Below are 17,070 nucleotides of genomic sequence, written 5' to 3' on the forward strand. Positions count from 1 at the left end.
ATGTAGAAAGTATTTATTGAAGTTCAATTATCCTACATTTGCTGCCCATGAGCAGCTATTTCCAGGATCTTTTAACTTTACTTGCTGCGGAGCGTACGGCCGATGAAGCTTCATTTGCTGGGTTAACCGCAGGTACAGGAACCGCTCAACGCCGGGCTTTAGGCTTATGCTGGTACCCTATCGCCATTCGTGGCACCGAGCCCGTACGCGGAGATTACATTAGTGTTGAGGTTGAACGCACCACTTATAAAGAACTATCGCATCAGATACGGTTTGGCAGCTCAGTATCTTTGTTTTCCAACCACGATCAAAATAACCGGGTTAACGGAACAGTTAGCTATTTGGGCGCAGACCGCATGAGGGTAACGTTGACGACCGAAGAGCTACCAGACTGGGCTGGCGACGGTAAGCTGGGTATTGACCTACTGTTTGATGCCTACAGTTATGACGAGATGCGGAACGCGCTCAAACAAGCAGACAAAACCGACTCCCGAATTGTTCGTGTATTGACTGGACATGAAAGTCCTCAATTTGTGCCTACTACCTACCGTAATCCTGCTTTAAATGCGTCGCAGGCGGCGGCTGTAAGCAGTATATTGAGCGCACATGACTTGGCTATTGTGCATGGCCCACCCGGTACTGGTAAAACAACCACTTTAGTAGCTGCCATCCGTGCTTTAATTGAACGTAATGAAAAGCAGATACTGGTAGTTGCTCCCAGCAACACGGCGGTTGACTTGTTGAGCGAAAAGCTATCCCAAACCGGGCTGAATGTGCTGCGCATTGGCAACCCGGTTCGGGTAACCGAGCGCCTTCAAACACTGACACTGGACAGCCGCATAGCAGCGCATGACCAGATGAAAGAAGTGAAAAAGCTAAAAAAGGCAGCTGCCGAGTACAAAAACATGGCGCACAAGTATAAACGCAGTTTTGGCAAAGCTGAACGAGACCAACGCAAGGCGCTATTTAACGAAGCACACCGCATTATGCGCGATGTAACTGCGATTGAAGAGTTTGTGAGTGATGATGTAATTAGCAAAGCGCAGATCATTACCGCTACGCTTGTAGGGTCGGACCATTACTCTATTAAAAAGCTTAAATTTGATACCGTGGTTATGGATGAGGCCGGACAGGCTCTAGAACCGGCTGCCTGGATACCAATCTTAAAGGCACAGCGTATCATTCTTGCCGGTGATCATCTCCAATTGCCGCCAACGGTTAAATCGTTTCCCAGTGAATTAACAACTACCCTGCTCGAAAAATGTACTATACTGCACCCAGATGCGGTAACGTTATTGGAAGAACAATACCGCATGAATACGTCAATCATGGGATTTTCTTCGGAAAAATTTTATCAAAACAAACTTACTGCACACGCGTCAGTGGCGGATCGTGTATTGGCTCCTGGAGATAAACCATTTTTGTTTATAGATACTGCCGGAGCGGGTTTTGAAGAACAGGCTGAAGGAACCAGCACCACCAACCCCGAGGAAGCTGCTTTTGTTGCCCGGCACATTGCCGCAATGAACTACGCGGGTGTTAGCGTTGCCGTTATTGCGCCTTATAAAGAACAGGTTAACACGTTGAAAGAATTATTACTTGGAACACCTGTCGAAGTAAATACCGTAGATGGTTTTCAGGGCCAGGAACGTGATGTGATTTATATCTCACTCACCCGAAGCAATATTGACGGCACCATCGGTTTTTTATCTGACTACCGGCGAATGAATGTGGCCATGACGAGGGCCAAATACAAACTAGTTTTGGTTGGTGATAGTGCAACCCTGGCGCAAACGCCATTTTATGCGGAACTGATTAGTTACGCAGAGCGTATGGATGGTTACGAAAGTGTATGGGAATATTGAAGTTATTTTTGCCGTTTACTTCACTCTTTCCTAATAATTCAATATTGCTTATCAAAATAATCGCATTTATAGTTGACTCAATTGTACTCACAGCGAATAAATCGAGTGATTAAGCAACATAAAAAGAAAAGCCATCTTCTAATCTGAAAATGGCTTTTCTTTTTATGTCGCTTTAAGTTAATTACGTTTTAATTGTACTTAAAGTGGTATATTTATGTACTATTCACATTTAGGCTTACGTTGTCAGCATCCGGTTATCACTATAGTAACCGCCACTGTTTTTGCCATACAAGCCAATACTCTCATTGGTTACATTATTTAGCACTACAGCCATATTTTTTATAAGCCCTTCCTGTGCCATGTTGTTTACATAAAGCAATTCGTTTCTGGTACTGCTTTTAATGCGTAGTAAGAACATGTTGATATCTGCAAAAGGCGCTACCATCAGGCCATCGTTTACAATGTTTACCGGTGGATTGTTAATGATGACGTATTCGTAATGCTTTTTAGCTTCAGTGATAAAGCTTTCCAAATATTTAGTATTCAATAATTCAGACGGAAACTGCGGTTTCGGACCGGCGCATACTACACTCAATCCGCTAACAGTGGTTGGCTGTACCACACTGGTAAAGCCGGCTTCGCCCTGCAGATAATTAGACAAACCTACCTCGTTACTAATTTTAAACAGGATGTGCGTTCGCGGCTTACGCATGTCGGCATCAACCAGTAGAACGGTTTTGTTTGTAATGGCTAAAATTGCAGCAAGGTTGGCAGACACAAATGTTTTGCCCTCACCTGCTATTGATGAATGAACAGCAACCACTTTTGACATTGAATTTTGTAGCAGATATTGAATATTTATTCGTAATCCTCTAAAAGACTCTGTGATATCAGAACTTGGGTAAGTCAGCACCGGTAACTCATCATTAAACTTGTTGTAAAGTATATTGCTTAAAATAGGAAGCTTCAATTGTGTACTAACATCTGATACGTGAACTAGATTTTTCTGGAAAAACGTTTTGCTGGTCAAGAAAGCCAGTGGCAATAACAAGCCCAAAATAAAACCAATAATTAAGTTCACGTAACGATTAAATCCAACAAGGTTAGCAGTACCCAAACTAGCTTTATCCAATATTTGTGCGTCCGGGTCACGTGAGGCATGAGCAATTTGAGCTTCTGAACGCTTTTGCAAAAGGAAGGTGTAAAGCTCGTTTTTAAGATCAAAATTACGCTTTATGTTTGTTAAATTTTGTTCCTTTTTAGGCAAAACAGATCTCTGAGCCCCCATGTTTTGACGTTGCTGCTGCAGGTTATTTAACTCAAGCTGTGCATTACCCAATAAATTGTTAATGTTTTCAGACAAACTGCGTTGGGTATAAGCAATTTCGCTATTTAACGAAACTAATTGCGGGCTTCCCTCCTGTGCGGTGTTTGACAAGACTTCACGCTGCCTGAACAAATCACTTAATTGGATTACCAGTGCATTCAACGACGGATCTGTGACACCAACAACAGACGGCGCAACCAAATTTCGTAAAGCGCCCGAGTTGTTGATATATCTTTTAAGACTTCTGAAATAATCTACCTTCATACGTGCGGTAGCCTCGTCACTTTCCAGTTTGCTCATGTTTTCAATAATGGATGTAGACTGTTGATCAACGTCAACAATATTATTGTTGGAGCGGTAACTGGTAACATTATTACTGGCCACCTGCAAAGAATCTGACACGCCTGCTAATTGCTTGTCAATAAACTCTACAGTGTTATTAGCCAACCTGTTTTTTTCGGCCAGGCCAAATTGAATATAAACATTGCCCAATTCATTTAAATAATCAATTGCCCTGTCCAAGTGCGGGCTTTTTAATTCAACACTAATCAGGTTCGCTTCGGCATCGTTCATTGTAACTTTCAACTTTTCCTGATAATCTTTGGCCATTAATACCAAGTCGTTAAAAGTCAGTACAAACTGGTCGTCTTTTTCAATAATATGGTTTGGTATTTTATTTAGTGTAAAAGCGAAGTAAGAATTTTTAAAGGGCTTGCCAAACGTACCGGTTTCCTCAAAATCAATATCCCTTTTTATACCATCAATCTCCCTAGTTGTGCTTGCTTTTACTACGTATCGCTGTGCATCTAATATTTTAATGTGCAGTGGTACATCTAACGTTTGTTCAACATTAGGCAAATAAGTAATTGCTAGTGGCGCATTCTTATACAAATCTTTTTTGGTTAATACACCGTCTAAAGCCCACGAATATTTCCAATTAAGATTCTGCAGCGTTTGCAAATTGACGGTGAATGAACTTAAAACGCCTACCTGATTTTGTACATTTATGTTTTGAGGAACGCCTAATTGTTTGTAAAGTGCACTTAAAGTACCTTGGGTATTATCTTGTTTAACCAAAACCGTCATTCCCACCTTGTACTTTTGATGAGATACTACATTATAAAGTATGGCAGCCAAAATGCCGAGTACGCCAAATACTATAAACCAAATGCGATTATTGTAAATAGCAACACGCAATTGCTGGACGTTTATACCCGATGGTTCGTTTACAGTTCGAATATTATTTCTAATTCTTTTCATGGTGATGTTGCTTCGGGATTTAGTTAGTCTTTCAAGAAATTTAAAAGAAGCAGTATAGAGCTTATTGTTCCTAAAACCAGTGATGCAGTTGAAATGCGGAACTGCGAATTCTTGGTCTTGGCGGGTTGAATAACTATTACGTCGTTAGGCTGCAAGTAATACCCTTCTGAGCCTAATACTGCCTTTGTATTGAAATTTAAAATGTAAGTTTGGCTCCCCTTAGGCGACGGCCTCAACACTAGCACATTGTTCAGCGCCGCAAACTCAGTATTCCCATTAGCCATTCCGATAGCCTCAAGCGCTGTAAAATCATAGTTGTAATTGGTATACACACCCGGATTTTTCACTTCGCCTAAAACGGTCACTTTAAAGTTGAGTAAACGCACTTTTACGGTAGGCTGCTTTACAAAAGTGTTTGCTTTAGTTTCAATTTCCTGTTGGGCTTCGGGTAACGTTTTACCTTCCAAGTTTACTTTACCAATAATAGGTAGGGTTACATTACCAGCAGCGTCAACTTCGTTACCATTAATAAACTGCCCTGCCATTCCTTCAAACTGATTATTTTCAGATGTATTGGTTCCGGTTTGCGGTGGGTTATATACCTTGTTCAGATCGGGGTTAGCAGTAACTATGCTGATGTATAAGTTATCCTTGGGCTTAATTCTATACATAGTTTGTGCTCTTGGCAACCCGCTTAAGGTTTCGCGTCCGTTTACGTCGCGCAGATACATCAGGTCTTTATGCGAACGGCATGATGAGAAAAGCACAACAGCAATTGCCAGAAGAAAAATGAAATTAGAGAGAAAAGGTAAGTGATAATTTTTATTCATAATAAGATGTAGTTAGTATGGTATAGCGTAGTTAGTATCTAAAAAGCGTTTTTATTGGTTTTTTTGCCGAATACAGTAAGTATGATGATGTATATATCAATCCAGAAATTCCAATTTTCGAGGTACCACAAATCATGAAGTGTACGGGCACGGTATTGCAGTTTATTTTCTGTAGGTCCTCTCCATCCGTTCACTTGAGCCCAGCCGGTTATACCAGGCTTCACCCAGTGACGTACCATGTAACTGTTCATCTTTTGCTTAAGTGTCATGTTTAAGTGCAAGCGGTGCGGCCGTGGACCTACTAACGACATTTCGTTGTTGATGACATTAAGCAGTTGGGGCAATTCATCTAAATTATACTTTCTTAAATACTTACCCAGTTTGGTGATGCGGCTATCATTCAGTACTGTCGATCTTGTTCCGCCAGCAGAATCGTCATCGTTGTACATGGATCGGAATTTGAAAACTTTGAAAGGCACACCATTTATACCCAACCGCATGGGTTTGTAAAATACAGGCCCTTTACTATCCAGCTTAATTAATATTGCTATAAACAGCAGCAAGGGAGAGAGCATGACCAACAGAAAAAGCCCAAATAGAAGGTCAAATGCACGTTTCCAAAACCGATTGGTGTATCCGTCTAAAGGAACACATCTCAAATCGAGCATTTGGATGGCACCGAAGGTTTTCACCTTAAATGACCGATTGATGATGCCGTAATAATTAGGTATTATATGTGCCCGGATACCATTTTTCTCTGCGGTAAAAATGATTTCTTCGATGCTGTTGATTTCGTTTAAGGGCAAGGTGATAATCACATCCAAAAACGGTTGCTCTTCATAAAGCTTCGTAAACTCAGCAATATTACCAATTACTTTGTTGTTTGGATTTGGCACAGTTTTGTCATCCAATATGCCTATGGGGCTTAATTCCAGATATGCGTATTTTGAAAAGTATCTGAAAAGTTCATTCCCAATTTTGGTGTTTCCTATAATCACCGTTGGCCTTGGGGTCACATGATCGCGCATGGTATAGTAATAATATACCCATAAGGATATCATCATTTTAACCAGGATGAACAACCCTACGGTTCCGAAAAAAACCGTGCGCGAAAAATCATTGATTTTAACACTGATTATAGCGACAGAAACGATAGAGACGAATACAACTATCTTTTTAATCTGCGTGTTAAAAGCGCTGGACAAACCTAATTTCAGGTTGCGCATATCGTCAATAAAAATCAGCGTTGTAATAATCCAGCCTATGTTAAACTGAATCAGCAAGCTTCTTATTGCCGGAAAGTAATTGCCAGGCCCGTCATCATAATGCAGTCCCGACACAAGCAGCATCAAACAACTGATTATAGCGAGGTCCAGCAATAGAAAACAAAGAATAATGTTTCTCATTCTCATAAGCTAAATGATAGTTATTTAAGAAGTAATAGGTAGACGGCAAAAGGGAAACTACTTTCCCGAAAAGAAAAGGATGCCTCGCGTATGGTTGTATTTATTTGGTTTAACTAATTTACACATTACTTATTTATTTAATTAATATTTTGCTTAATCATATTTGTATTGTTTATAGCGTTTAAGAATAAATCATCATATCTGTTAGCGATGGTTTTCCATAAATAATTTGCGTACACTTTTTGCTTAGCAAGCCTGCCAAAGTTTTTCATGGCATCAGGGTTGGCCAAAGCATATTTTATTTTTTGAGCCAAGTCCGGCACATCCTGATTTTGGAAGTACAGCACTTCTTTATCTGAAAATATTTGTGTGTTTTCGGGTATATCACTGGCTATAATAGGCTTGCCTACTGACGCCACTTCCAACAGCATGATTGACATACCTTCCGTTTCGGAAGGGAAAATAAAAAGGCTGGAAGAGTGAATGAGGGCCAGCAATGCAGGCAGCGGCTCTACGTATCCTATAAAAAACACGTTTAAATTGCCGGCCAGCTGTTTCAATTGCTTTAAATAAGAAGAGTTTTCATTCAGTTCGCCCGAAATAAATATTTGTCCGGTGTAGTTTAAAGCATTCAACGCTTTAAGCATGGTATGGCAACCTTTGGTAGCCATAAGGCGCCTTGCTGAAAATAGTATGAATGGCTGGTGCAGAGAAGCACCCGCAGGTATAAAAGCTTGGGCAGCAGCAAAATCATAGTCGCCAGGCTGCACCGGATTAATACCATTTGGAATAAAGTAAACGTCTTTATGATACTTCTGCTGATAATAGTGGGTTAACGGTTCTGATATACAAGTGCAAACATTTGATACCTGAATAAATATATATTCAGCAGCTTTGAAGTACATTTTTTGTATAAAATTCCATTTATCGCGTTTGTATGGCGCTTCATGAGATGTGGCCATTACTTTAAACCGCAAGCGCAACAATGGAATAAACAGGGCACAATCGGTTTTATGCGCATTAATAAGGTCGGCCTTTCCAAACAAAAGGATGTGTATGGCCGACATAAAAAAATAGATTAAAGAACCTAAACTGCCCGGTGCGATCGGCGTAAACTGCACCACATTCACGCCTTCAATATGCTGTTTGGCAAGAGCATTTTTATAGCAATATATCGTTATATCATAACGATCTTTGAGTTGGATAATTAGATTTTCCACAACACGGCTGGTACCGCCTTTGGGTGGATAATAGTTTACCCCGTATATTATTACTTTTGGTTTCACTTTTGTTTAGTTAATAAGCCTAGGTTGCATTCGCAACATCAAGCTAATTGCATATCACACCTTTGTATAAAATCGAGGTATTTTTTTTCAAAAGCTTCCATACCGTAAATATCCCTAATTATTTTAAAGCTTTCGTGTCCCATAATATTTCTCACTTTTGATGAATTTATGAGCAGTTTTATCGGTTCGATAAACGATTTGTATTCCATATCCTGAACAATAAATCCATTTCGCCCGTGTTCTACCAAAAGATTATTGTCGCCCACGTTGCTTGCCACTACCGGTAAGCTAAAACTCAGTGCCTCCATAACGGTATTAGATAGTCCTTCAAAGAAGGAGGTACATAAGTAAATATCAGCCGATTCGTAATAAGCGTTGATGTTAGTGGGATTGATGACCACTTGCACACAATCCTGCAACTGTAAGGCAATGATTTCTGCATGGATTTGCGATTCCAACTCGCCATATCCGATAATGGTATAGTTGAAGTTCTCGCCTGCCTGTTGTAGAGCACGCATAACTTCCAATGCAATAAAGTACCCTTTTTGCTGTACAAACCTGCCTACCGTAATAATATTAATGGGTTTCTTATCTGCCCTAGTCAAAACATCGCCGTTCAGCTCAAATCCGTTTGATATAACTACAGCATTTTTATCATTAAAGCCTTTGGTTTTAAGTGACTGAAGACCTGTGTAATTATTGAAGATGGTATGCGTATTTAGATGGTTGTTTATAAAACGCTGTATAGGTAACTTTTTTGGATCAAGCTGTGCATTGCGAATGCCGCCTACCCGATATTTTACACCTGCCAATCTGCCTATTAACGCACCTATTAAGTTAGTAGTAAGCAAGTAAGAAAATATGATATCTACTTTATATTTTCTTAAGAGTTTGTAAAAAGCCAACGTCTTTGCCACAGCATTACCAGAAAGGTAAACCACATGCAGGTGCTCACGAACAATGATGTCCAAAAACTTTTGCTCTACCTTTTGCCCGTGATAAATTACCAGCAACACCCGGTGTGTTTTATGCAGCGCAGAAGCCAACAGCAATGCTTGCTTCTCCGCACCACCTGATAATAAGGTATTGGTAAATACTACTATGTTCTTCTTATCTTCCAAAGCTTTGTTCCATTAAATTTAGATCATTGACTTTTAACCGTCTATTGTTATGCTTACTCCATTGTTAGAACTGCTTCATCCAGTTGCTGTACACTAGTAAGCGCCAAATCAACGTTCCGTGGTCGGCTTTACCGGCGTTGTTTTCGGATATTAATGTTTTAATATATTGTTGATTCAAGCCATACTGGCCAAAATCGACGTCTAGCGTTTTGCCCAAAGAATCGTCTTTAAACCACTCACGTAGAGGGACATCAAAGCCTTTTTTCTTCCGGTTGATGATTTCATCCGGCAACTTATTTTTCATGGCCGACTTTAGCACCTGCTTTACCGATTTCATATCAGGCACTTTTACCTTTTTATCAACCTTATACATATGCTCTACAATACGGTGGTCTAAAAACGGCGCTCTGGTTTCTATCGAATAGGCCATACTCATCCTATCAACCTTAACCAGCATTTGTCCGGGTAATGATACCTTGAGATGATAGTACATCAATTGATAAAAAGGATCAGTGAAAGGGCAATCTTTCATCGCATTTTGCACAAAATCTTCAATGGGCAAATGCTTATCACATAAAAGTGCCTTCATACCCGAGGGCGCAATTTTAACCGATTTTGAGATAAGCCGATTTTGGAATGGCATGTTATAAGCGTTAAGCACACGCACGCCCTGATTAATTTTATAGCGCAGATTACCGGCGAACAGCGGTGAAAACTGCTGCAGTAAAAATGGTAACGATTTGCGTATCACACCTGGCAAACTATTGTAACCACCTGCCATCTTTTCACTTTGGTAAGATGAATAGCCAGCCAGTACTTCGTCTGCGCCATCGCCTGTGAGTACCATTTTAACATTTTGCCCGGCATATTTGGAAATAATACCAGTAGGTATTGCCGCCGGATCGGCAAAGGGTTCATCATAATGAAACAGAATCTTTTTCAGCGCATCCTCCAGCGTGTCAACTTCAATAACATGCTCATGATGATTGGTTTTGAAGCGATCGGCAACTAGCCGGGCTTTATCGCGTTCGTCAAACTTTTTTTCGTTAAAGCCAATAGTAAAGGTTTCAACCGGCTTTTTACTAATGCCCGACATCACTGACACAATGCTTGAAGAATCGAGCCCGCCACTTAAAAAAGCGCCGAAAGCCACATCGCTACGCATCCGTAAATCAACTGAACTGGTAAAAAGGTGCGAGAATTCTTCTGTCACTTCACCAGCATTGCTTAGTAAATGGTTCTCGTTAATATCGGGTAAATCCCAATATTTAAGTTCCTGAACATTTTGACCGCTTACTAGTAAGTAATGACCCGCCCTTAGCTTTTTTATATTTTTATAAAACGTGTGAGGCTCGGGAATGTAGCCTAAAAACAGATATAATTCCAGCATATCGGTATCTGGTTGCAAACTCAACCCATTACCTTTAAAGCTTTTTATTTCCGACCCAAATACTAGTGTGTTGTTTATCACGCCATAATACAACGGCTTCTCGCCCATCCGGTCTCTCGAAATAAACAAAAGCTGTTGCCGGTTATCCCAAAGGGCGAATGACCACATGCCGTTGAATTTTTCCTGGCACTTTGTACCCCATTCTTCATACCCTCTAATAATTACCTCGGTATCTGAAGAAGTATGAAAGCGGTGTCCTAAGGCAATCAACTCCTGCTGTACTTCCAAATAATTATAAATCTCGCCGTTAAACACCAGCGCTATCTCTTTATCATCATTGTACATGGGCTGCTGACCGGAGGCCAGATCAATAATAGACAACCGGCGATGTGCCAAACCTACATTTCCATTAATATAAAAGCCTTCGCCATCGGGCCCTCGGTGGTGAATTACGGACGACATGTTTTGCAGCCGTGCTGCATCAACACTTCTTTGCCTATCAAAATGATATAAACCTGCAATTCCACACATATTGATTTGTTCTTTCTTTTTGTTCTTTATTATTGTCTTATTAAATTCAAGGTCGTCCTGACTGCTACCATCAAACAGTTTCGATAAATCGTTCTAATGCGTCAGCATAATTAGCGTGATCAAAGTATTTTAATGCTGCTTTACGTCCGTTCTCTCCCACCTTTTTAGCCATATGCGGGTTATCCATTATTTCAAGAATGGCCTTACATATATCATCAGCGTTTTCCGGTTCCACCAACCAGGCACTTTCGAATGTTAAGTAGCTTTCTACGTCAGCAATTTTTGATGCAATTACTGGCTTGCCGGTAACCAAAAACTCGCCCAGTTTAAATGGAAACCCAGCATTGGCATAAGCCGAATTAATACGGGTCATGCATAAAATATCTGCTTCTGTAGTTAATATTTGTATGTAATTGGCACGAGTTAAGAAGCCTAAATAATTAATCTCTTGTTCTAGGTCATACTGTTTTACTTTTGTCCAAAAGTTTTCCATCTCCTTGTCAGAACCTTTGCCCGACAATAAAAACCGAAATGCTTTGCCCTTAGCTTTTACACCTTGTAATGCCTTCAACAGGAATACAAGTCCGTCTTTTTCATTGAAAGATCCGCTATAAAATATGGTGGTTGCGCCTTGATTTTCAGCATTCGGATCTATGGCGTTCAGTAAGTATTTGTTTATTGTTACCGGCAAAAAGAAAACAGGCGTTTTTTTAAATAAGCCCTTAATCTTTTGTTCCAGATGCCTGGACACCGCTGTAAATCCATCGGCGAAAAGATTTAGCCTTTGACGAAAGAAAACGGCGGACTTATATTTGATGCGGTTTTTGAAAGACTTATATTGAGTGTAGGTGTCCAAGTCCTCAACAATATCAATGACCACTTTATACCCTAACGATTTTGCCCACAATACAAAAAAGAAATTCTTGATATCAACCTCGCCATAAAAGTAAATTACATTTTTGCGCCCAGCCACCTTAAATTTACGGAGGTAGCTAAACGTTTGTGGAATGTGCTTAACAAACTGCTTTACAGACGGCCCATAATACAACTCCTTATATTTAGGCACATACAATTCAGCCTGCTCCTTACTCAGTAGTTTACTCTCATCTTCAAGTGCAATATTGGCTATCTCAATGTCGGGGTGGTTGAGCTTTAAATGATAGATAATGTTTTGCAGCCGGTTAGTACCTGCCAATCCGTAATTAGCCGAATGCGGGAAAAACACGATATTTAGCGGTTTATTCATTCTTTTTAATTAAGCGTTAACGGAAACTTCAGATACCGGCCTATTGTGTGCTGCAGCATACATCATCGATCTAAACTGTTTAATAATTTCTTTCTCATCGTGATTTTGCCGGGCTAAGGCACCAGCACTTTTAACAAGCCCGTTTCTCAAATCCAGTGAGTTTACCAATTCGGCCAAAGCACTCTTAATTGCTACAGCATCAATAGATGTGCATATATGCGCCCAACCTTGTCTGGCGTATTCAACCAATGCAGTTTGCGGCGGGCCGACCACAAACACCGGCGTGCCTACAGCCATATATTCACTCACTTTAGTGGGCATAGAATATTTAATGAATTTCAAGCCCATTTCATCAAAATCACAAGGAATAAGTAAAGCATCGGCTGAAGCAAATTTGTCAGGCAATTGTTTGTAGGGTATAGTTTCGGAGATGATGGTATGCCCTAATTTTCGCAACGTGGCTATCAGCGGATGATTTGCGTCTTTTGTTTGAATTTCCAACTGTATAGGCAAACCCTCAGATGCCATTGTTTCAACAGCATTTGCTACGCTTTGCAATGTGTTTTCAACACCGTATCCAACCCGCCCAGCATAGAGAAGCCGAAAAGGACTATCATCAACTTTGATTTTGAGGTTTGTATGTGTCCAAAAATCCAGGTCGACCGAGTTATGGTAAGGATAAAATTGGTAGCCATATCTTTGCAAATAGGCATCAGCCATATATTGGCAAATGCTCAAATGAACTTGAGCCAGTGAAAATAACAAGCGCACTTTTTGATCAAACTTGCGCTCCCAATAGGTTTTAAGTGGACTGTTTTTAACAGCAAACGTAAACCAGTCATCCATCACATGTATAACCAGTGGCTTTTTAGTTATGCCTTTTAATGCCGTAACAAAGCCAAAAGATTTATAAGAGTTGGGCTGATAATAGATAATATCGGGGTTAAAATCATTAAACCAATCGATAAAATCATTGCTTAACTTTTGATTGCCGTATAGCCAATAAAATAGCCCTAAGTGATGCAATGTGTTATCTAAATTGCGCTTAAGCGTTGCCTTTAAAGTAGTGGTTTCTTTTACATGAACAGCCCCTTGTACAACTGCTTCTGTTACCCTTCCGCTTTTAGTTTTGCGCTGAAACATGGAAAATGGGAAAGGCATAGCCTGCTCCTGAAAACCCAAGCGATAATAATTTGATGCTTTGCTGAAATCGAGTGTTTCTTTGCTTTCAACTGCTACGGCCAGCTTATTTTTAGGCCAGTTTTTAAACAAGCTCGATAAGGTTATACCGCCACCTGTATCCGTGGTAAAGGTTTGCCCAATTATCATTACTTTGGGCAAGTCTGTATCTACTATTAATATGTCGTTAGCGTTATTCATGAGCGTTTTGACCTATAACTGATTGAAGTTGCTTAAGCGTAATGCTTCCTTTCGGCCTTACATAGCTTACTGTGGGTACCGATGCCGGCAAATAAACCATATATAAAAAAAGCAGGGATTTGAAGAAAGCCTCATCAAAAATCATTTCCGAAAAGCTTACAATCCACAGTAGCAACACACCAAGGATTGCCATACTAGCTCTGCTAATTTTGTAATAGGTACCTATGCTTTTAAATGATGCATATACCAAATAGAAGTAAACGGTGAAATACAAGAAACCGTAGTTTCGTAAAAAGTTGGTTAAACCATTAGGCCTGTGCGAGCGGGCACTTGATACCGTAGTGCCAAACAATACTTCTATCCGGCGGCTCCAACCTAAAATTGGCCGTTGCATAATGTCATGCCAATCCATTAAAGCCGATCCAAAACGGTTATTGTCTACACCGCTAACGGCTAGTTGCTCGCTAATTTTAGCACCCAAAAAGTCAAAGCTATTAAACGCCAATGCCGACGCGAGGAACACCAGTACCACAAATAAATACTTTAGGTTTGATTTAAACTGAAGTGCGTAAACAGTTAATACAACTATTAAAGACAAGAAGCCCATAGTTGACGCAGTAGTGAGGATAGCGATGACAAACACAACTGATTTTTTATCGATCAGGTCTTTGTATCCTACAATGGTTTTAGTATAATAATGCAGATATAGCACCACATTTAAATACACTGCAAAAGCACCACTTTCCCAAAATATACCTGCGTTACGGGCATAAGTAAAACGTCCGTCAAAAAATTCAGGCAAAAAGGTATATAACAGAAGCGTTGGCGTTGAATAGTTTTTAAAATCTTTTTTTAATGGAAAAAGCTGCTCAGCAATATTGTATAAAGCTCTGCCAAGTCCCGGTATGTAAACCAGTACTGTAAATACAAAAGAGATAATACTGATAACATACATAGTTTGGATAAACACTGGTACAAACCGCTTTTTAAGCGTGTTAACCACTGCAAAACCAAACAACATTATCAGAAACAACTTGACGATTGTTACGGAGTAATCAAGATGAAACATGATTGCATGTAACACTTCATATCCCATAAAGAACACAAAAATTAAAAACGTGCGGTGATAGATTTTTTGGTTGTAATGACTTAATATATAATACAATGAAAAAGCTGAAACTAATGTGATAACAATGGGCAAGTTCTGCGTAAAAAACGGATTTCCGGATGTAGCTAATAACAAGAACATCAGTCCGTACTCTTTGGCAGTAACAGGCATTTTCTGGTTACTTGTTCCAAACATTCGCAGCTGTTCCATTTAAAATTTTATTTGATTGTATTCTCCACAAAATTGCATTGGGTAATACTGTAAAAACCATTGCAATGGTTACGCCCGAAGGCCCAAATCCCAGCGTTTTAGAAAAAAGGTAAGACAACGGTATGGTAGTGATTATTGATAAGATGGCCATGTACAACTGCAATCTTATCTTTCCGGAGCCATTGATAAACATATTATAAGGCGCCGATGACAGGTTAATAATGACGTATAGGGCCAGCGCGATTTTCATGGAAAGCGGAATAACAACCGCATTGCCTACCCACAGATAAACCAGTTTATCGGCTACTAAGGTTGATAGGAAGACGCCAATGATGAGTACCAATGCTATTGTATCTAACTTAGCCAGAGTTTTTCGAATCCAGTCAAAGTCGCGTTTCACATAAGCCTCTGTAAAGGGTGTCCAAAAGGTATAAGTAATGATGCTGTTGATAAGCAGTGCAATGGTAAAATACTTGAAGGCGATATTATAAACCGTAACCTGCGCCGGGCCAAAAAGCTGGGTAAGAATAATATTGTCTGTTGAAAATACTACCAGTATAGACATTTGAATCACAAAAAACTGTAACCCAAGGCCCAACAAATCTTTAGCATATTTAAAATCTACATGCTTAATGGCAGGTTTAATATGCTTGTATTTAGTATTAAACAACAGCAAGTTGAATAGTATGAGTATGATCAGCGGAGCAGCACTTAAAACCATAGCCGCCCAAAACAAAGAGCCGGTAGTGGTTTTGGTTAAGATGTAAATGGCAATAAAAGATAATGTACTGCCCAACGGTCCCATCAAATTGTTTAATGCCGGACTTTGATTAGCGTAAATGACTACGCTGATTAGGTTGAAAATAAACCTTAAACAGAAGAATATAAACACATATAACACTAACGACCGAAGCTCACTTCCTAAGCTTGCAGAAGTATTGAGTATGGATGCCCAGTGTAAGAAAGGGTTAATCAGGCAAAAAATAATTATGAAACCTGTAAATATGGTAGCTACAAAAGCATAAGCGGTGCTGATATAGGTTTTGCATAATGCAGTATTATTTTGTGCCAACGCCTCGGCTAACTTATTTCTGAGGCCATGACCAATGCCGATATCAAAAAAGTTGAACCACTCTAATAGTGATGCCAGCGTAAGCCATATACCATAATGAAATTTATCAAGATAATGCAGTGTAAGTGGTACTAAGGCAAACTGAATAACAACCGAGTAGCCTTTTATCAAAAAGGAATACAATATGTTTTTTCCAGCCCGGATGGTTCTGTCATTATCGCCCAGTATCTTACGGGAGATTTTGTTAACTAATATCACGCAAATAGTAAAAAATGGTGTAAAATTGAATTGAACTGCAGGTATTAATAAGTAACTTCTAAAGGATTGTGTTATGCAATATTTAACTACCTATTGATCCGATAGGTAGTCTGTATGCTAGTTAACCCTATTCGGAACATGTAAGCCTATAAGTCTTGCAGCTCACGTAATTATTATATTCAGTAATCTTAATGACTTTTCTATTATACCTTTTAAGCATCTGTATATAGCAGTGTATTATAGGTTATAAAAAAGTCAGTTCAACCCTTCTGTTCTTTTGCCTGCCAGTTTTGGATTGATTTGATGCAATAGGCTTGGTATCGCCAAACTCTACAGAAGCAATATTAGCCTCCTGTGCCCCTGCTTTTACTAAATAAGCTTTAACAGCGTCTGCTCTTTTTTTCGATAAATGCCAATTGTACACGTATGGACCTTTATTGTCGGCATGGCCAGATAGCTGAATAGAGCCGTTGTTTTCGACTAAAAGTTTGGCTACCCGATCGAGTTCCGGGTAAGATGACGCACGAACGGAATTGGAGTTAAAATTAAACTCTACGTTTTTTAAGGCTATATCTTTCAAGTCCACTTTGGGAGATGGACGTTTTGTAGTGCCGACATTCAACTTAGCCGGCTTACTTCCTTTATTTGCTTTGACAGATAAAGGGGCAAAAATAAATCCGGATAAACCTACAAACAGGCCAACGCTTAGCGCTGCCGCCCTGATTAAATGAACTGTTTTCATAATATTACTGGTTGATGATTAACAACTCCGAATCAGTA

General features: G+C 39.8%; 12 protein-coding genes. 1 reads left to right on the forward strand and 11 read right to left on the reverse strand.

What is annotated here, in order from left to right:
• Nucleotides 1–47 precede the first annotated feature (47 nt).
• On the forward strand, nucleotides 48–1,865 hold the full coding sequence (locus GPM24_RS07740) for an AAA domain-containing protein (RefSeq protein WP_158826196.1): 1,818 nt from the start codon (nucleotides 48–50) through the stop codon (nucleotides 1,863–1,865).
• Nucleotides 1,866–2,100: 235 nt separating this feature from the next.
• Here the strand turns inward: GPM24_RS07740 and GPM24_RS07745 are convergent, their stop codons facing one another.
• From GPM24_RS07745 to GPM24_RS07795, 11 genes are all read right to left on the reverse strand, one after another.
• Nucleotides 2,101–4,452 (reverse strand): GumC family protein, encoded by a 2,352-nt coding sequence (locus GPM24_RS07745; RefSeq protein WP_158826197.1) that lies wholly within the window; start codon nucleotides 4,450–4,452, stop codon nucleotides 2,101–2,103.
• Nucleotides 4,453–4,475: 23 nt separating this feature from the next.
• The gene (locus GPM24_RS07750) at nucleotides 4,476–5,282 is read right to left on the reverse strand and encodes a polysaccharide biosynthesis/export family protein (protein ID WP_158826198.1); all 807 of its coding nucleotides are present in this window, start codon (nucleotides 5,280–5,282) and stop codon (nucleotides 4,476–4,478) included.
• Between the two features lie 38 nt (nucleotides 5,283–5,320).
• On the reverse strand, nucleotides 5,321–6,694 hold the full coding sequence (locus tag GPM24_RS07755) for an exopolysaccharide biosynthesis polyprenyl glycosylphosphotransferase (RefSeq protein WP_369409675.1): 1,374 nt from the start codon (nucleotides 6,692–6,694) through the stop codon (nucleotides 5,321–5,323).
• A gap of 131 nt (nucleotides 6,695–6,825) precedes the next feature.
• Nucleotides 6,826–7,974: a glycosyltransferase family 4 protein gene (locus tag GPM24_RS07760; RefSeq protein WP_158826200.1), complete on the reverse strand. Its 1,149-nt coding sequence runs from the start codon at nucleotides 7,972–7,974 to the stop codon at nucleotides 6,826–6,828.
• A gap of 38 nt (nucleotides 7,975–8,012) precedes the next feature.
• On the reverse strand, nucleotides 8,013–9,095 hold the full coding sequence (locus GPM24_RS07765; RefSeq protein WP_158826201.1) for a glycosyltransferase: 1,083 nt from the start codon (nucleotides 9,093–9,095) through the stop codon (nucleotides 8,013–8,015).
• A gap of 64 nt (nucleotides 9,096–9,159) precedes the next feature.
• Nucleotides 9,160–11,016 carry an asparagine synthase (glutamine-hydrolyzing) gene (asnB, locus tag GPM24_RS07770; RefSeq protein ID WP_158826202.1) on the reverse strand — a complete coding sequence of 619 codons (1,857 nt, stop codon included), beginning with the start codon at nucleotides 11,014–11,016 and terminating at the stop codon, nucleotides 9,160–9,162.
• Between the two features lie 70 nt (nucleotides 11,017–11,086).
• Nucleotides 11,087–12,262 (reverse strand): glycosyltransferase family 4 protein, encoded by a 1,176-nt coding sequence (locus GPM24_RS07775; RefSeq protein ID WP_158826203.1) that lies wholly within the window; start codon nucleotides 12,260–12,262, stop codon nucleotides 11,087–11,089.
• Nucleotides 12,263–12,271: 9 nt separating this feature from the next.
• A complete protein-coding gene (locus GPM24_RS07780) occupies nucleotides 12,272–13,642 on the reverse strand; it encodes a glycosyltransferase family 4 protein (protein ID WP_158826204.1) in 1,371 nt (456 codons plus the stop codon).
• A complete protein-coding gene (locus tag GPM24_RS07785) occupies nucleotides 13,635–14,960 on the reverse strand; it encodes an O-antigen ligase family protein (protein WP_158826205.1) in 1,326 nt (441 codons plus the stop codon). Before GPM24_RS07785 ends, GPM24_RS07780 begins: the two co-directional genes overlap by 8 nt.
• A complete protein-coding gene (locus GPM24_RS07790) occupies nucleotides 14,929–16,290 on the reverse strand; it encodes a lipopolysaccharide biosynthesis protein (protein WP_158826206.1) in 1,362 nt (453 codons plus the stop codon). Before GPM24_RS07790 ends, GPM24_RS07785 begins: the two co-directional genes overlap by 32 nt.
• Nucleotides 16,291–16,534: 244 nt before the next feature.
• Nucleotides 16,535–17,032, reverse strand: coding sequence for an OmpA family protein (locus GPM24_RS07795; RefSeq protein ID WP_158826207.1), 498 nt, complete (start codon nucleotides 17,030–17,032; stop codon nucleotides 16,535–16,537).
• Between the last annotated feature and the right edge of the window lie 38 nt (nucleotides 17,033–17,070).

The organism is Mucilaginibacter lacusdianchii (assembly GCF_009770985.1).
GTDB lineage: Bacteria > Bacteroidota > Bacteroidia > Sphingobacteriales > Sphingobacteriaceae > Mucilaginibacter > Mucilaginibacter lacusdianchii.